15 protein-coding genes are annotated in these 15,050 nt (G+C 53.3%); 8 read left to right on the forward strand and 7 right to left on the reverse strand.

Translation table 11 applies throughout. From position 1 onward, the window contains the following. Positions 1–37 precede the first annotated feature (37 nt). The 4 genes from SK33_RS22760 to rhaS all read right to left on the reverse strand — a co-directional run bounded on the left by SK33_RS22760 (position 38) and on the right by rhaS (position 3,419). A complete protein-coding gene (locus SK33_RS22760) occupies positions 38–517 on the reverse strand; it encodes an Hcp family type VI secretion system effector (RefSeq protein WP_032950696.1) in 480 nt (159 codons plus the stop codon). Between the two features lie 186 nt (positions 518–703). Beyond that, the gene (locus SK33_RS22765) at positions 704–1,417 is read right to left on the reverse strand and encodes a hypothetical protein (protein ID WP_032950695.1); all 714 of its coding nucleotides are present in this window, start codon (positions 1,415–1,417) and stop codon (positions 704–706) included. A 182-nt stretch (positions 1,418–1,599) separates the two neighbouring features. Beyond that, positions 1,600–2,439, reverse strand: coding sequence for an HTH-type transcriptional activator RhaR (gene rhaR / locus SK33_RS22770; RefSeq protein ID WP_032950692.1), 840 nt, complete (start codon positions 2,437–2,439; stop codon positions 1,600–1,602). Between the two features lie 131 nt (positions 2,440–2,570). Next, positions 2,571–3,419 carry an HTH-type transcriptional activator RhaS gene (gene rhaS, locus SK33_RS22775; protein ID WP_048220094.1) on the reverse strand — a complete coding sequence of 283 codons (849 nt, stop codon included), beginning with the start codon at positions 3,417–3,419 and terminating at the stop codon, positions 2,571–2,573. A gap of 303 nt (positions 3,420–3,722) precedes the next feature. Here rhaS and rhaB point away from each other — a divergent pair, with 303 nt between their 5' ends. The 5 genes from rhaB to rhaM all read left to right on the forward strand — a co-directional run bounded on the left by rhaB (position 3,723) and on the right by rhaM (position 8,887). Continuing rightward, positions 3,723–5,192 carry a rhamnulokinase gene (gene rhaB, locus SK33_RS22780; protein WP_048220092.1) on the forward strand — a complete coding sequence of 490 codons (1,470 nt, stop codon included), beginning with the start codon at positions 3,723–3,725 and terminating at the stop codon, positions 5,190–5,192. Next, positions 5,189–6,448, forward strand: coding sequence for an L-rhamnose isomerase (gene rhaA / locus SK33_RS22785; RefSeq protein WP_003028731.1), 1,260 nt, complete (start codon positions 5,189–5,191; stop codon positions 6,446–6,448). Before rhaB ends, rhaA begins: the two co-directional genes overlap by 4 nt. Before the next feature lie 143 nt (positions 6,449–6,591). After that, entirely contained in the window at positions 6,592–7,416 is an 825-nt protein-coding gene (gene rhaD, locus SK33_RS22790) for a rhamnulose-1-phosphate aldolase (protein ID WP_032950687.1), read from the forward strand. 11 nt (positions 7,417–7,427) lie between these two features. Beyond that, complete coding sequence (fucO, locus tag SK33_RS22795) at positions 7,428–8,576, forward strand: lactaldehyde reductase (RefSeq protein ID WP_032950685.1); 1,149 nt, start codon at positions 7,428–7,430, stop codon at positions 8,574–8,576. Further along, positions 8,573–8,887 (forward strand): L-rhamnose mutarotase, encoded by a 315-nt coding sequence (gene rhaM, locus SK33_RS22800; protein ID WP_032950683.1) that lies wholly within the window; start codon positions 8,573–8,575, stop codon positions 8,885–8,887. The genes fucO and rhaM overlap by 4 nt, the downstream gene beginning before the upstream one ends. 57 nt (positions 8,888–8,944) lie before the next feature. Here the strand turns inward: rhaM and SK33_RS22805 are convergent, their stop codons facing one another. Beyond that, a complete protein-coding gene (locus tag SK33_RS22805) occupies positions 8,945–9,493 on the reverse strand; it encodes a helix-turn-helix domain-containing protein (RefSeq protein WP_003028726.1) in 549 nt (182 codons plus the stop codon). A 101-nt stretch (positions 9,494–9,594) separates the two neighbouring features. Here SK33_RS22805 and SK33_RS22810 point away from each other — a divergent pair, with 101 nt between their 5' ends. Beyond that, positions 9,595–10,254 carry an AzlC family ABC transporter permease gene (locus tag SK33_RS22810; protein WP_048220089.1) on the forward strand — a complete coding sequence of 220 codons (660 nt, stop codon included), beginning with the start codon at positions 9,595–9,597 and terminating at the stop codon, positions 10,252–10,254. Continuing rightward, entirely contained in the window at positions 10,254–10,577 is a 324-nt protein-coding gene (locus tag SK33_RS22815; RefSeq protein WP_003028717.1) for an AzlD domain-containing protein, read from the forward strand. The genes SK33_RS22810 and SK33_RS22815 overlap by 1 nt, the downstream gene beginning before the upstream one ends. A 42-nt stretch (positions 10,578–10,619) precedes the next feature. On the opposite strand, the gene SK33_RS22820 is transcribed toward SK33_RS22815, so the two are convergent. Both SK33_RS22820 and fdhD read right to left on the reverse strand, forming a co-directional pair. Next, entirely contained in the window at positions 10,620–10,832 is a 213-nt protein-coding gene (locus SK33_RS22820; RefSeq protein ID WP_003825262.1) for a DUF1471 domain-containing protein, read from the reverse strand. A gap of 128 nt (positions 10,833–10,960) precedes the next feature. Further along, a complete protein-coding gene (gene fdhD / locus SK33_RS22825; protein WP_003028711.1) occupies positions 10,961–11,797 on the reverse strand; it encodes a formate dehydrogenase accessory sulfurtransferase FdhD in 837 nt (278 codons plus the stop codon). Positions 11,798–11,989: 192 nt separating this feature from the next. Here fdhD and fdnG point away from each other — a divergent pair, with 192 nt between their 5' ends. Further along, on the forward strand, positions 11,990–15,040 hold the full coding sequence (gene fdnG / locus SK33_RS22830) for a formate dehydrogenase-N subunit alpha (protein WP_085952512.1): 3,051 nt from the start codon (positions 11,990–11,992) through the stop codon (positions 15,038–15,040). The last annotated feature ends 10 nt before the right edge of the window (positions 15,041–15,050 follow it).

The raw sequence follows: 15,050 nt of genomic DNA on the forward strand, positions 1-15,050 counted from the left end.
TTGATACACACAAATTTTTATTTGCCAGATTAATTTTTTAATAGATAGTACGGTGATTCCATTCATCGGTATAGATGATATTACCATCGCAATGCTTCCAGGTGATTTTCTCGTAGCGAAGCAGTACCGTTTCAAGATGTGTACCTGTTGATGAGCCGGGATACAAATCAGGCGTGATGGACGTAAGCTTTACGTTGTGAAGAATGATGTTGAAATATTCCTTTTCAATCCCTGCTTCATTAATTGAGTACATTTTGATCGTCGCTGATTTGAGCGTAGCTCCGGTACTTAATGCTCTGTACAAAAAAGGTGTAACCCGGTCGAATTCTTTTTGAAACATGATGGGTGCATGAATTCGCATACCCGTTAGGCGCCCTGTATTACTATCAACCGGGATATTGACGTTGTGAGTCAGTGACTTTATTTCAATAGCTCCGACACGTCCGACAACCAGAGAGGAGCCTGACATAGGAGAACCATTTTCATCTGTTAGCCACAAATAAGCTGGGTTAGAAATTTAAACTCCTTTTATTTAAACTTGGTGAACCGTGAAGTCAATCGGGGAAACAACCACATCAGAATAATAAGTGTAATTAATGTTAGCAATAAACAACATTTAGGGAACAGATGAAGCCATAATAAACCAAAGCCTATTAACAGAACTGGAAACACTACACCTTCTAATAAAAGTGTTATCAAACTCTTAAACACTAAAATCCCCCTGTAAAAAATCAGCTAAGTCATCAAGATTTGAGAAGAGTTGAGACTTTGCTCTGCTAATCATTTTGGAAATTGCTGGTTCGACAAAATAATAAAGCATTTCAAGCTTTGCCTGATATAAAATCCAATAATAATCTGAATCCACTGCTTTTAGATGACGGGCAGCAAGCGCACACTTTTGTTGAACGCCGAAAAACTGAAGCACGAATACTGCTTGTGGTAGCTTTGTAGATAGACGTTCAACAATGATTTTAGACATGAAACCAGACTGAGACAACGTAAGAGAAGCCGCGGAAGCAAAAGCGTACCTGGTCCCTCCTGCAATATTCATATGAGAGGCTATTGCTGACATTTTTCTGATTAACTGCCGCGCCGAACCTTCTGGATTACCTTCATCAACATCATCACTTATCATTTTGAAGTACAAATAGAGCATATATGCAATTACATCACGATATCTATATATAGACTCTATGGAATAGAGTGCTCTTATTTCTTCAGTCTTTAACTCCTGACAAACATCATTATATTGCGGTATAAAGCATGATGAATACCAACTAGCTCGCTCCATACCCGAATATATATCTGAAGCAACTCCCCGGGCTGACTGCAAAACTCCACCAACCGCATTCTGAGTGGTTAGCGCCAGCCGCCTGTCATTTTGAAATTTCATTCTTAAATAGTCAGAAGCCTGCATTGTTTAACGCCCAATAATTTCTGGTAAATTATTTCAACATACGCTCATCATTCTCTCCTGATAATGGTCGTCATTCCTATTTTAGGCTTTATTTACAGAAGTGAGCCATCGCGAAATTTTCAATTTTTGGAGGGATCGCGGTCAGATTTTATCATCTTGATATCCGACGTAATCATGGTTACTCACTCAGCCAGATGACGCCACTGGCTCGGCGTCATCCCGGTTTCGCGCGTGAACACCACCGAAAAGTAGTTACTGTCCTCAAAGCCGCAGCGCATGGAAATCTCACTAATCATCAACCGACTATGCTTGAGAAGATACTGCGCATGGCAAACCCGCACCTGGCGGAGATACTGGTTGATGGTCATGCCGGTCTGGCTGCGAAACTGCTGGCGCAAAACGCGCTCGCTGCACCGTTCGCGCTCGCAAAACTTATTCAGTTCGAACGCATGCTCATGGCTACCGGCTAACGCGGTGATCAGTTTATCCAGCAACGTTTCGCTCGACGTCGCCGGGAGCGTATCCGTTGCATAACGATGCCGCTTAAGGTGGGTCACCAGTTGCCCGAACAGCAGCTCAGCCATGGTAAAAGCCTGCGCATCACGTTGATTACTTTCATGCTCAAGCTGGCTTATCACCTGTCTGACCTGGCTCATGCCAACGCTACCGAGTCGCCAGTGCGGGTGCCTTGGCGTACCATCAAATCCGGGGATCGCCCCTTGCCAGTCAACATTCAGCGTCAACCGCTCCGGGCAGTAGATGATATTTTGCAGCACAAGGTCGTTAACAGAAGTGTAGGAGTGTTTATCTTCGGCGCGAATGTAAAACAGATCGCCACGGGTTATCCGGTACGGGCGATCGTTAAGGACATGCAGGCCATTACCGCGCCAGACCAGAACCAGCTCGCAAAACTCATGGGTATGCTCAGCAAAGACATCCTGCGGATAACGATCGGCTACGGCGACAGCCTGCTGTTCATGCGCAAAAAAGTCTGATTTCAGAAGGACCAGATGGTTCGCCATCACAATATTCCCTGCCGGGTGGCGGCTACGTGTCACGTAATCTGTAGGCCGGATAAGGCGTAGCCGCCATCCGGCGTTAAGGAACATGATTATCTGAGATTCGGCGATAAAAAACGTTGATAGCTTTCGCGTTACTGGAGGCTGCTTGCCACAACGAGATCGCGCCCCTGACGAATATCGCGTGGCGACCACTTGAACTCACGGCGAAAAAGCGTCGAAAAGTGGTTACTGTCGCCGAATCCGCAGAGATAAGCGATGTCTGTCACGCTATCATCACTGTGACGAAGCAGATGCCGAGCCTTGATCAGCCGCAAGCGGTTAAGGTAGCGCTGCGGCGTCAATCCGGTTTGCTGTTTAAGCTGGCGATGAAGAGTACGCAAAGAGAGGGAAAACTTCTCGGCCAGCGCCTCCCAACATACCTCGTCGGCAAAGTTATCCTCCAGCCACGCCATCAGGAGGTTAAGCCGCGCGTCGTTATCGGTCGCTGCTTCCATCAGGCTGCTTTTACGCAGCAGCACCAGCAGCTGCATAAACAGGATCTCGCGATTTGCCGCCGTTGGTGTATCCATCCCCTCACCGAGCGCTGCCATCTGCCCCACCAGTTGTCGAACCTGCTGCAACACACCCTGATTCACCCGCCAGTGCGAAGGATACTGCCCATTCTGTTCCTGAGGTAAAAGTTGATTCAGCCCAGCCAGAAATTGAAACGCATCCGGGGAGCGATACAACACATTGGTCAGGCACAGATTGTCAGTATGTTCATATAAATGCCGGTCATGATCGCGAACGAAACACACCGTACCGCCGCTGATGGTGTAAGGCTGTCCGTTGAACACATGGATCCCCGTTCCATGTTCGACCACCACAATTTCATGAAAATCATGATGATGTTCTGGAAACGCAGGTTGAGGAAGCCGCGGTTCAATAGCCACTGGCGCTTTACCTGTCGGAAAAAAATCCACGCAATGCAATATCGTCATGATGACATCCTTCCCGATCAAATGAACATGGCTGAATAGTAATTAAGGGTTATCACCCTCACCTTAAATTTTTGACGCCAAAGTGCGTAAACACGGTCAATTCTTCAAGAAATGGTGGGAAAGATCGGGAATTGCGGAAGACGTCACATCCGCTAAAACCGACCCTATTAATAGAAATTGTGAACAGCATCACGTTCACCTTTGCCATGTTGCCAGCCGCTAATTGTGGCTGTCACTGTCAAGAAGGTACGCGTTATCTGGGGTTCTTAGACTGAGTGCAATAAAACTCAGAAGGACCTCGCTATGACTTTTCGCCATTGTGTCGCAGTCGATCTCGGCGCATCCAGTGGGCGCGTAATGCTGGCGCGTTACGACAGTGAACACCGCACCCTGACGCTGCGTGAAATCCACCGCTTCGTGAACTGCCTGCAAAAAACAGACGGTTTTGACACCTGGGACATCGACAGCCTGGAAAACGATATTCGTCTTGGTCTGAAAAAAGTCTGCGATGAAGGCATTCGGATAGACAGCATCGGCATTGATACCTGGGGCGTGGATTACGTTCTGATCGATAACGTCGGTCAACGTGTCGGTCTGCCGGTCTCTTACCGTGACAGCCGCACGACCGGCATTATGGCGCAAGCGATGGCGCAGCCGGGTAAAGGTGAAATTTACCGCCGTAGCGGCATTCAGTTTCTGCCCTTTAACACCCTGTATCAGTTGCGTGCGCTGGTTGAACAACAGCCAGAACTGCTCCCGCAGGTGGTCCATGCCCTACTGATCCCCGACTACTTCAGCTTTCGCCTGACCGGCAAAATGAACTGGGAATACACCAATGCCACCACCACCCAGTTAGTCAATATCAATACCGACGACTGGGATGACACTCTGCTGGCGTGGACCGGAGCAGACAAAGCCTGGTTTGGTCGTCCGACGCATCCGGGGAACGTAATTGGTCACTGGATTTGCCCGCAGAAAAATCAAATTCCGGTCGTAGCCGTCGCCAGTCACGACACGGCCAGCGCGGTCATAGCTTCTCCGCTGGCCGACAAAAACAGCGCCTATCTCTCTTCCGGGACCTGGTCGCTGATGGGCTTTGAGAGCAGAACGCCGTATACCAACGATGCGGCGCTGGCGGCGAATATCACCAACGAAGGCGGCGCGGAAGGGCGCTACCGTGTCCTGAAAAATATTATGGGGCTGTGGCTGCTCCAGCGCGTATTAAAAGAGCGCCAGATTTCCGACCTGCCAACGCTTATCAGCCAAACGCAAGCGCTGCCGGCCTGTCAATTCCTGATAAACCCGAACGACGACCGCTTTATCAACCCCGACGATATGAGTGCAGAAATTCAGGCAGCATGCCGTGAATCAGGCCAACCCGTACCCCTGCAAAACGCCGAACTGGCGCGCTGTATCTTCGACAGCCTGGCGTTGCTGTACGCCGACATCCTGCAAGAGCTGGCACAACTGCGTGGTGCAGCATTTAGCCAACTGCACATTGTCGGTGGCGGCTGCCAGAACACCTTACTGAACCAGTTGTGTGCAGATGCCTGCGGTATTCGCGTGGTATCCGGGCCAATTGAGGCCTCCACGCTCGGCAATATTGGCATCCAGCTGATGACGCTGGACGAGCTGAACAACGTTGATGATTTCCGTCAGGTGGTGCGCGCTAACTTCGAACTGACCACCTTCATTCCCAATCCTGAAAGTGAAATTGCCCGCTACCAGGCGCAGTTTCAATCACTACGACAGACAAAGGAGCTTTGCGCATGACCACTCAACTTGAACAAGCCTGGGAACTGGCAAAACTGCGTTTCGCCGCGGTAGGCATTGATGTCGAGGCGGCCTTACGCCAGCTCGATCGTCTGCCGGTCTCCATGCACTGCTGGCAGGGCGATGATGTCGCCGGTTTCGAAAATCCGGAAGGCTCGCTCACTGGCGGTATTCAGGCTACCGGTAACTATCCGGGTAAAGCGCGTAACGCCACCGAACTGCGGGCCGATCTGGAGCAGGCGCTGAGCCTGATTCCGGGTCCAAAACGTCTGAATTTGCACGCGATCTATCTGGAATCTGATACGCCGGTTGCCCGCGACCAAATCAAACCTGAGCACTTTAAAAACTGGGTGGAGTGGGCGAAAGCGAACCAGTTAGGACTGGATTTCAACCCATCCTGCTTCTCACACCCGCTGAGCGCCGACGGTTTCACGCTGGCCCACGCCGATGACACCATTCGCCAGTTCTGGATCGATCACTGCAAAGCCAGCCGTCGCGTCTCGGCGTATTTTGGCGAGCAGTTGGGTACGCCATCAGTGATGAACATCTGGATCCCGGATGGCATGAAAGATATCACCGTTGATCGTTTAGCGCCGCGCCAGCGTCTGCTGGATGCGCTGGACGAAGTGATCAGCGAGAAACTAGACCCGGCGCACCATATCGATGCCGTCGAAAGCAAGCTGTTTGGCATCGGTGCGGAAAGCTACACCGTGGGCTCTAACGAGTTCTACATGGGTTACGCCACCAGTCGCCAGACGGCGCTATGTCTGGATGCGGGTCACTTCCATCCGACCGAAGTGATTTCCGACAAAATCTCCGCCGCCATGCTGTACGTGCCGCGCCTGCTGCTGCATGTCAGCCGTCCGGTGCGTTGGGACAGCGATCACGTGGTGCTGCTGGATGATGAAACGCAGGCGATTGCCAGCGAGATCGTGCGCCACAACCTGTTTGACCGCGTACACATCGGCCTCGACTTCTTCGACGCCTCCATTAACCGCATCGCCGCGTGGGTGATCGGTACCCGCAATATGAAAAAAGCCCTGCTGCGCGCGCTGTTAGAACCGACCGAGCAACTGCGCCAGCTCGAAGCCAGCGGCGACTACACCGCACGCCTGGCTCTGCTGGAAGAGCAAAAATCGCTGCCGTGGCAGGCCGTCTGGGAGATGTATTGCCAGCGTCACGACACGCCAGCGGGCAGCCAGTGGCTGGACAGCGTGCGCACTTATGAAAAAGAGATTTTGAGCAAACGTAGCTAACCGTGACGCCAGGCTTGTAGGCCGGATAAGACGCCCCGCGTCGCCATCCGGCAATGAATGAAACACGATTGCCGGATGGTGCTTCGCTTATCCGGCCTACGTAAGACCCGATAACGTTCGGGCACTAAACAGGAACACCGAACATGCAAAACATTACTACTTCCTGGTTCGTCCAGGGGATGATCAAAGCCACTTCTGATGCGTGGCTGAAAGGCTGGGACGAGCGTAACGGCGGTAACCTGACGCTGCGTCTTGATGAAGCAGATATCGCGCCATTTAGCGCCGATTTCCACGAAAAACCACGCTATATCGCGCTGAGTCAGCCGATGCCGCTACTGGCGAATACGCCGTTTATCGTCACCGGTTCGGGGAAATTTTTCCGCAACGTCCAGCTCGATCCAGCAGCCAATTTGGGCGTGGTGAAAATCGACAGCGACGGTGCGGGCTACCACATCCTCTGGGGCCTGAATCACGAGGCTGTACCGACCTCTGAACTGCCGGCTCACTTCCTCTCTCACTGCGAACGCATTAAAGCGACGAACGGTAAAGACCGCGTGATCATGCACTGCCATGCCACCAACCTGATCGCTCTGACCTACGTGCTGGAAAACAACACCGCGCTGATTACCCGCAAGCTGTGGGAAGGCAGCACCGAGTGCCTGGTGGTGTTCCCGGATGGCGTTGGCATTCTGCCGTGGATGGTGCCAGGTACAGATGAAATTGGTCAGGCGACCGCCGAGGAAATGCAGAAACACTCGCTGGTACTGTGGCCATTCCACGGCGTGTTCGGCAGTGGACCCACCCTCGACGAAGCGTTCGGTTTGATCGATACCGCAGAGAAATCTGCAGAAGTTTTAGTCAAAATCTATTCGATGGGCGGTATGAAGCAGACCATTACGCGTGAAGAGCTGATCGCACTTGGCAAACGCTTCGGCGTGACGCCGCTGGCCAGCGCACTGGCATTGTAAGGAGAATAATGATGAGCTTTATGTTGGCACTGCCAAAAATTAGCCTGCATGGCGCCGGCGCGATTGCCGATATGGTGAACCTCGTGGCGAATAAGCAATGGGGTAAAGCGCTGATCGTCACCGATGGTCAACTGGTAAAACTGGGCCTGCTGGATAGCCTGTTTGCCGCGCTGGATGAACATCAGATGTCTTACCACCTGTTTGATGAAGTGTTTCCAAACCCGACGGAAGAGCTGGTGCAGAAAGGTTTCGCGGCGTATCAGGACGCAGAATGTCACTACATTATTGCCTTCGGTGGCGGTAGCCCGATCGATACCGCTAAAGCGGTGAAGATCCTGACCGCCAACCCCGGCCCTTCTACCGCTTACTCCGGCGTAGGCAAAGTGAAAAATGCAGGTGTACCGCTGGTCGCCATCAATACCACCGCCGGAACGGCAGCAGAGATGACCAGCAACGCGGTCATTATCGACTCTGCCCGTAAGGTCAAAGAGGTGATCATCGACCCGAATATCATCCCGGATATCGCCGTGGATGACGCCAGCGTCATGCTGGACATTCCGGCATCCGTCACCGCCGCAACCGGTATGGACGCCTTAACCCACGCGGTGGAAGCCTATGTTTCCGTTGGTGCGCATCCGCTCACCGACGCTAACGCGCTGGAAGCGATTCGCCTGATCAACCTGTGGCTACCAAAAGCGGTCGACGACGGTCATAACCTCGAAGCTCGTGAGCAAATGGCGTTTGGTCAGTATCTGGCGGGGATGGCATTTAATAGCGCTGGCCTGGGTCTGGTACATGCGTTGGCACATCAGCCGGGCGCAACCCATAATCTGCCACACGGCGTCTGCAACGCCATCCTGCTGCCGGTAATCGAAAACTTTAACCGCCCGAACGCCGTGGCGCGCTTTGCCCGCGTGGCGCAGGCGATGGGCGTCGATATCCGTGACATGAGCGATGAAGCGGCAAGTATGGAGGCCATCAACGCGATTCGTGCACTCAGCAAGCGTGTCGGTATTCCTGCGGGCTTTAGTTCACTTGGCGTGACGAAAGAGGATATTGAGGGCTGGCTGGATAAAGCGTTGGCCGATCCGTGTGCGCCGTGCAACCCGCGCACCGCCAGCCGCGACGAGGTCCGCGAGCTGTATCTGGAGGCGTTATGATCCGCAAGGCCTTTATAATGCAGGTGAATGCCGACGCACACGTTGAGTACCAGCGTCGTCATAACCCCATCTGGCCAGAACTGGAAACAGTGCTGAAAGAACACGGCGCCCATCACTACGCGATTTATCTCGACGAGGAGCGCAATCTGCTGTTCGCCACCGTTGAGATTGAGTCCGAAGAACGCTGGAATGCCGTTGCCAGCACCGACGTTTGCCAACGTTGGTGGAAGCATATGCGTGACGTAATGCCAGCAAACCCAGACAACAGTCCGGTCAGCGCAGAGCTAAAAGAAGTGTTTTATTTGCAGTAGTCTTGTAGGCCGGATAAGGCGCTAACGCGCCGCATCCGGCACAACGCAACATAACAGTTAGTTCTGCTCAGAAACCAGAATCGCCTGGGTGTCAGGCTCCAGCGCTTTAAAGATATGCGCCTGGTCAGCGGGGTAACAAATATAGTCGCCCTCGCCTAACTCCTCCGGTGCTTCCGTCAATCCCACCATCGCCTTACCCTGCGTCACGATGATGTGTTCAACCGATCCCGGCGGATGCGGCTGTGAAATCCGATCCGCGCCCGGCTGCGTCAGCAGCAGATAGATATCCCGCCGTGCCCCCGGTGGGCAGGCGGCCAGTAAAATGGCCTGATAGTGGGCCTGCTCAGCCACGACTTTTGTTCCTTCGCCACGGCGAATCACCTGCGTTTTTTGTTCCTGTGGTTCCAGCAGGCGCGCAAAGGGAATATCCAACGCCACACACAGCGACCAGAGCGTTTCCAGGCTAGGATTGCCATTGCCCGCTTCCAATTGCGAGAGTGTCGATTTTGCAATCCCTGCGCGACGGGCAATCTCTGCCAGTGACAAACCGGTGCGCTGACGTTCACGCACCAGGCTTTTCGCGATCATACTGATGGGCTGGGTCATTCACGACTCCATGTTCTTTATATCGAACGAATCGTTCGACTTGTAATATTGACTGGTCGCGTTCATTATAATGGAAATTCGTTCGATATGGCTAAAATGGTATGCAACATTATTTTTCCAGTCTCAAAAGCGACACAATAAAAGCAATATTTTTAGTCTGTCTGGCCGTCGGCGTAGTCGGCATGTCATACGGCTCGCTGGCAATGGCCTACGGCTTCCCGCTGTGGGTACCGTTTGTGCTCTCTATTACCGTGCTGGCGGGTGCATCCGAGTTTATGTTTATCGGCATCGTCGCCAGCGGCGGTAACCCACTGGCGGCTGCGGCTGCCGGTTTACTGGTCAACGCCCGACACGTCCCGTTTGGCGTCACGGTGCGCGATCTTGTGGGCTCCCGGGCTGCGAGTTTCCTCGGTTGTCATATCATGAACGACGAAAGTGTAGTATTCGGCCTGTCGCAAAAAACGCCCGAACAACGTAAAGCAGCCTATTGGCTGTGCGGTCTGGGCGTCGCGATTTTCTGGCCTGTTGGCACACTGATCGGCGCGGGCGTCGGCAAACTGCTCCCCGCCCCAGAAACCATCGGTCTGGATGCCGTCTTCCCTGCTATTTTATTGGCCTTAGTGGTCCCGGCCTTTAAAAACCGCACCACGCTGATTCGCGCCTGTAGCGGTGCCGGGTTGTCGCTTGCCGCCATCCCCTTTGCGCCGGTCGGTTTACCGGTTTTGCTCTCACTGTTTGGCTTACTGACGAGGAAAAAATAATGGGCAACATGACGCTGTTTATCATCGGTATCGCCATCTTATCTCTGGGAACCTATTTAATGCGTTTAGGCGGAGCGAAGCTTGGGGGTCGTTTAGCGTTCTCGGAACGCTCGCAGGCGCTGCTTTCCGACGCCGCAACGGTATTACTGTTCTCCGTTGCGCTGGCGACCACCTTTTATGAAGGCGAGCACTTTGCCGGTATGGCGCGGGTTCTTGGGGTTGGCTTCGCGGTATTTCTCGCCTGGCGCAAGCTGCCGCTAATTGTGGTGATCGTTGCCGCCGCGGTGGTGACCGCATTGCTGAGAATAGCGGGCATAAACTAAAAAAGCGCCTCAAGGGCGCTCTTTCGACAGTACTGAGGTATCTTATTTCAGCAGTTCAGCAGTCATGTGCACGCGGTTGCCGGTGTAAGCCTGAGTGATTTTATAATCGCTGGCGCCTGCACGTTCAGCCTGGGCGGCAATTTTTGCTTCAGCACTTTCCAGCGTAGAACCGGTTGCGGTAACTGTCTGAGCAGCGAAAGAACCGAAAGAAGTAGCCAGAGCGATAACTGCGACAAAAGTTTTGATGCTTTTCATGATATAAACCCTTTAACTTAGTTGTTTGAGTAAGGCACCGTGCCTTGATGTGATAAATAATAGCCCTCACATCGCACAACTAAAAGCGGAAGGATTTGCCAGTCTTATTCAAAATAATTGAATGCTTGTTATTCAGCTATCAGACGCTCGGGGTGTGTATAAATCGTCGCCCTGCCCGGTTTGCAAAAGCCCACCAGCGTCAGGTTGCAGCGCTCGGCAACTTCTACCGCCAGCGTTGTCGCTGCAGAAACAGCAAACAGGATCTCCACGCCGCACATCGCCGACTTCTGCACCATCTCGTAGCTGGCGCGGCTGGAGACTAATACCGCACCCTGTTGCCAGGTTTCGCCTTCGATTGCGCGTCGCCCCAGCAGTTTATCCAGCGCAACATGACGCCCAACATCTTCATGCCCGCCCGCCAGATGACCTGACGGCTGTACCCAGGCAGCCGCGTGCGTGCAGCCTGTCAGTTGCCCCACAGGTTGAAAATCATTGAGATGTCGTAAAGCGTGATCGAGATTCACCAGATCGAATGTCTGGGTAAACGGCAGCGGCTGGACTGGCTTGCCAATGTCATTGAGCTGCTCCACGCCACAAACGCCGCAACCGGTGCGACCGGCCAGCGCGCGACGACGCTCCTTCAGCCCCATAAATCGACGACTGGACAGCTCAACCTGCACTTCTAATCCGTTACAGGAAGGAACCACTTCCATTGCGTAGATATCCTGTGGGCGCTCAATAATGCCTTCAGAAAGTGAAAAGCCCATCGCAAAGTGCTCAAGATCTTTCGGTGACGCCATCATCACCACGTGCGAAATCCCGTTGTAAACCAGCGCAACCGGTACTTCTTCAGCGACGACATCCGGCTGAGGATGTTGCAAATCCTCGCGTTTCCAGAGGGTCAACTGGCGCGATCCTGTCAAAGTCGTCACATTTTTGATGTTTTCTCGAATAATCTTATTCACTTTCTTTTAACCATATTGGAACACGCATACCAACATTGTGGTATTCTTTACAAACCCCTCCTAGACGGAGGGAAATTCACCCAATTCTGGACCTTTGCGGTCCCGTCCGCAAAGAAAAATAACAACCACTTCCCTCACGCTCGAGTAACGTAAAAGTGAGGGAACGTGACAATGTCGAAAAAGGAGCAAACCATGCAGGTCAGCAGAAGGCAGTTCTTTAAGATCTGCGCTGGCGGTATGGCAGGCACCACGGCAGCGGCACTGGGTTTTGCACCCGGCGTAGCGCTCGCGGAAACACGGCAATATAAACTGCTGCGTACCCGCGAAACCCGTAACACCTGCACTTACTGTTCCGTTGGCTGTGGACTGTTAATGTACAGTCTCGGTGACGGAGCAAAAAACGCCAAAGCATCCATCTTCCATATCGAAGGGGACCCGGATCACCCGGTTAACCGTGGCGCGCTGTGCCCGAAAGGGGCAGGACTTGTGGACTTCATCCACTCCGAAAGTCGCCTGAAATTCCCGGAATACCGCGCACCAGGCTCTGATAAGTGGCAACAGATTAGCTGGGATGAGGCATTTGACCGCATCGCTAAACTGATGAAAGAAGATCGCGACGCAAACTACGTTGCACAAAACGCCGAAGGCGTAACCGTTAACCGCTGGCTTTCCACCGGGATGCTGTGTGCTTCCGCTTCCAGTAACGAAACCGGCTATTTAACGCAAAAATTCTCCCGCGCGCTCGGTATGCTCGCGGTCGATAACCAGGCACGCGTCTGACACGGACCAACGGTAGCAAGTCTTGCTCCAACATTTGGTCGCGGTGCGATGACCAACCACTGGGTCGACATTAAAAACGCCAACCTCGTTGTGGTGATGGGCGGTAACGCCGCTGAAGCTCACCCGGTCGGATTCCGCTGGGCGATGGAAGCTAAAATTCACAACGGCGCGAAGCTGATTGTGATCGATCCGCGCTTTACGCGAACCGCAGCGGTGGCTGATTTCTATGCGCCGATTCGTTCCGGTACTGACATTGCTTTCCTGTCAGGCGTCTTGCTGTACCTGCTGAACAACGAAAAATTCAACCGCGAATACACTGAGGCCTATACCAACGCCAGCCTGATCGTGCGTGAGGATTACGGTTTCGAAGATGGCCTGTTCACTGGCTACGACGCGGACAAACGCAAGTATGACAAAACCAGCTGGAACTACGAGCTGGATGAAAAAGGCTTCGCCAAACGCGATGTCACCCTGCAACACCCGCGCTGCGTGTGGAACCTGCTGAAACAGCACGTCTCCCGCTACACGCCGGACGTTGTAGAAAATATCTGCGGTACGCCAAAGGCTGACTTCCTGAAGGTCTGTGAGTACATTGCAGAAACCAGTGCCAAAGATAAAACCGCGTCGTTCCTGTACGCCCTTGGCTGGACACAACACTCCGTAGGTGCGCAGAACATCCGTACCATGGCGATGATCCAGTTGCTGCTTGGCAACATGGGGATGGCCGGCGGCGGTGTTAACGCCCTGCGCGGTCACTCCAACATTCAGGGTCTGACCGACTTAGGCCTGCTGTCACAAAGCCTGCCGGGCTATATGACGCTGCCGAGCGAAAAACAGACTGACCTGCAAACCTACCTTGCCGCCAACACGCCAAAACCGTTGCTGGAAGGTCAGGTGAACTACTGGGGCAACTACCCGAAATTCTTCGTTTCGATGATGAAAGCCTTCTTTGGCGATAAAGCGACAGCGGAAAACAGCTGGGGCTTCGACTTGCTGCCGAAGTGGGATAAAGGGTACGACGTGCTGCAGTACTTCGAGATGATGAACCAGGGCAAAGTGAATGGCTATATCTGCCAGGGCTTTAACCCGGTCGCGTCATTCCCGAATAAAAACAAGGTCGTGGCTTCACTGTCCAAACTGAAATTCCTGGTCACCATCGACCCACTCAACACCGAAACGTCTACCTTCTGGCAGAACCACGGTGAGTCGAACGATGTTGACCCGTCGAAAATCCAGACCGAAGTATTCCGTCTGCCGTCCACCTGCTTCGCCGAAGAGAACGGTTCTATCGTCAACTCCGGTCGCTGGTTGCAGTGGCACTGGAAAGGCGCGGACGCCCCGGGGATTGCCGTTACCGATGGTGAAATCCTCGCCGGTATCTTCCTGCGCATGCGCAAGATGTATGCCGAGCAGGGTGGCGCGAACCCGGAACAGGTGCTGAGCATGACCTGGAACTACTCCACACCACACGAACCGGCTTCGGAAGAAGTGGCGATGGAGAGCAACGGTAAAGCGTTGGCCGACATTATCGACCCGGCAACAGGTGCAGTCATCGTTAAGAAAGGCCAACAGCTTAGCTCGTTCGCCCAACTGCGTGACGACGGCACCACTTCCAGCGGCTGTTGGATTTTTGCCGGTAGCTGGACGCCGGAAGGCAACCAGATGGCACGTCGCGATAACGCCGACCCATCAGGCCTTGGCAACACGCTGGGCTGGGCATGGGCGTGGCCGCTCAACCGACGCATTCTGTATAACCGCGCTTCCGCTGATCCGCAGGGGAATCCGTGGGATCCAAAACGTCAGATCCTGAAATGGGATGGGGCGAAATGGAGCGGGATGGATATTCCGGACTACAGCGCCGCCGCACCTGGCAGCAACGTTGGGCCGTTCATCATGCAACCGGAAGGGATGGGACGCCTGTTTGCTATCGATAAGATGGCGGAAGGTCCGTTCCCGGAACACTACGAGCCGTTTGAAACGCCGCTGGGGACTAACCCGCTGCACCCGAACGTTATCTCTAACCCTGCCGCGCGCATCTTTAAAGGTGACGCGGAAGCACTGGGTAAAGCAGATAAATTCCCGTACGTCGGTACGACCTATCGTCTGACCGAGCACTTCCACTACTGGACCAAGCATGCGCTGCTCAATGCCATCGCACAGCCGGAACAGTTTGTGGAAATTGGCGAGAAGCTGGCGAATAAACTCGGTATCTCTCATGGCGATACCGTCAAAGTCTCCTCTAACCGCGGCTACATTAAAGCCAAAGCAGTGGTGACTAAACGTATTCGCACGCTGAAGGCCAACGGTCAGGATATCGACACCATCGGTATTCCGATTCACTGGGGCTACGAAGGTGTGGCGAAAAAAGGCTTTATCGCTAACACGTTAACGCCATTCGTCGGTGATGCGAACACGCAGACGCCGGAATTTAAGTCCTTCCTCGTGAACGTGGAAAAGGTGTAACGGAGACGAC

This window comes from Citrobacter sp. MGH103 (assembly GCF_001034475.2).
GTDB classification, from domain to species: domain Bacteria; phylum Pseudomonadota; class Gammaproteobacteria; order Enterobacterales; family Enterobacteriaceae; genus Citrobacter; species Citrobacter freundii.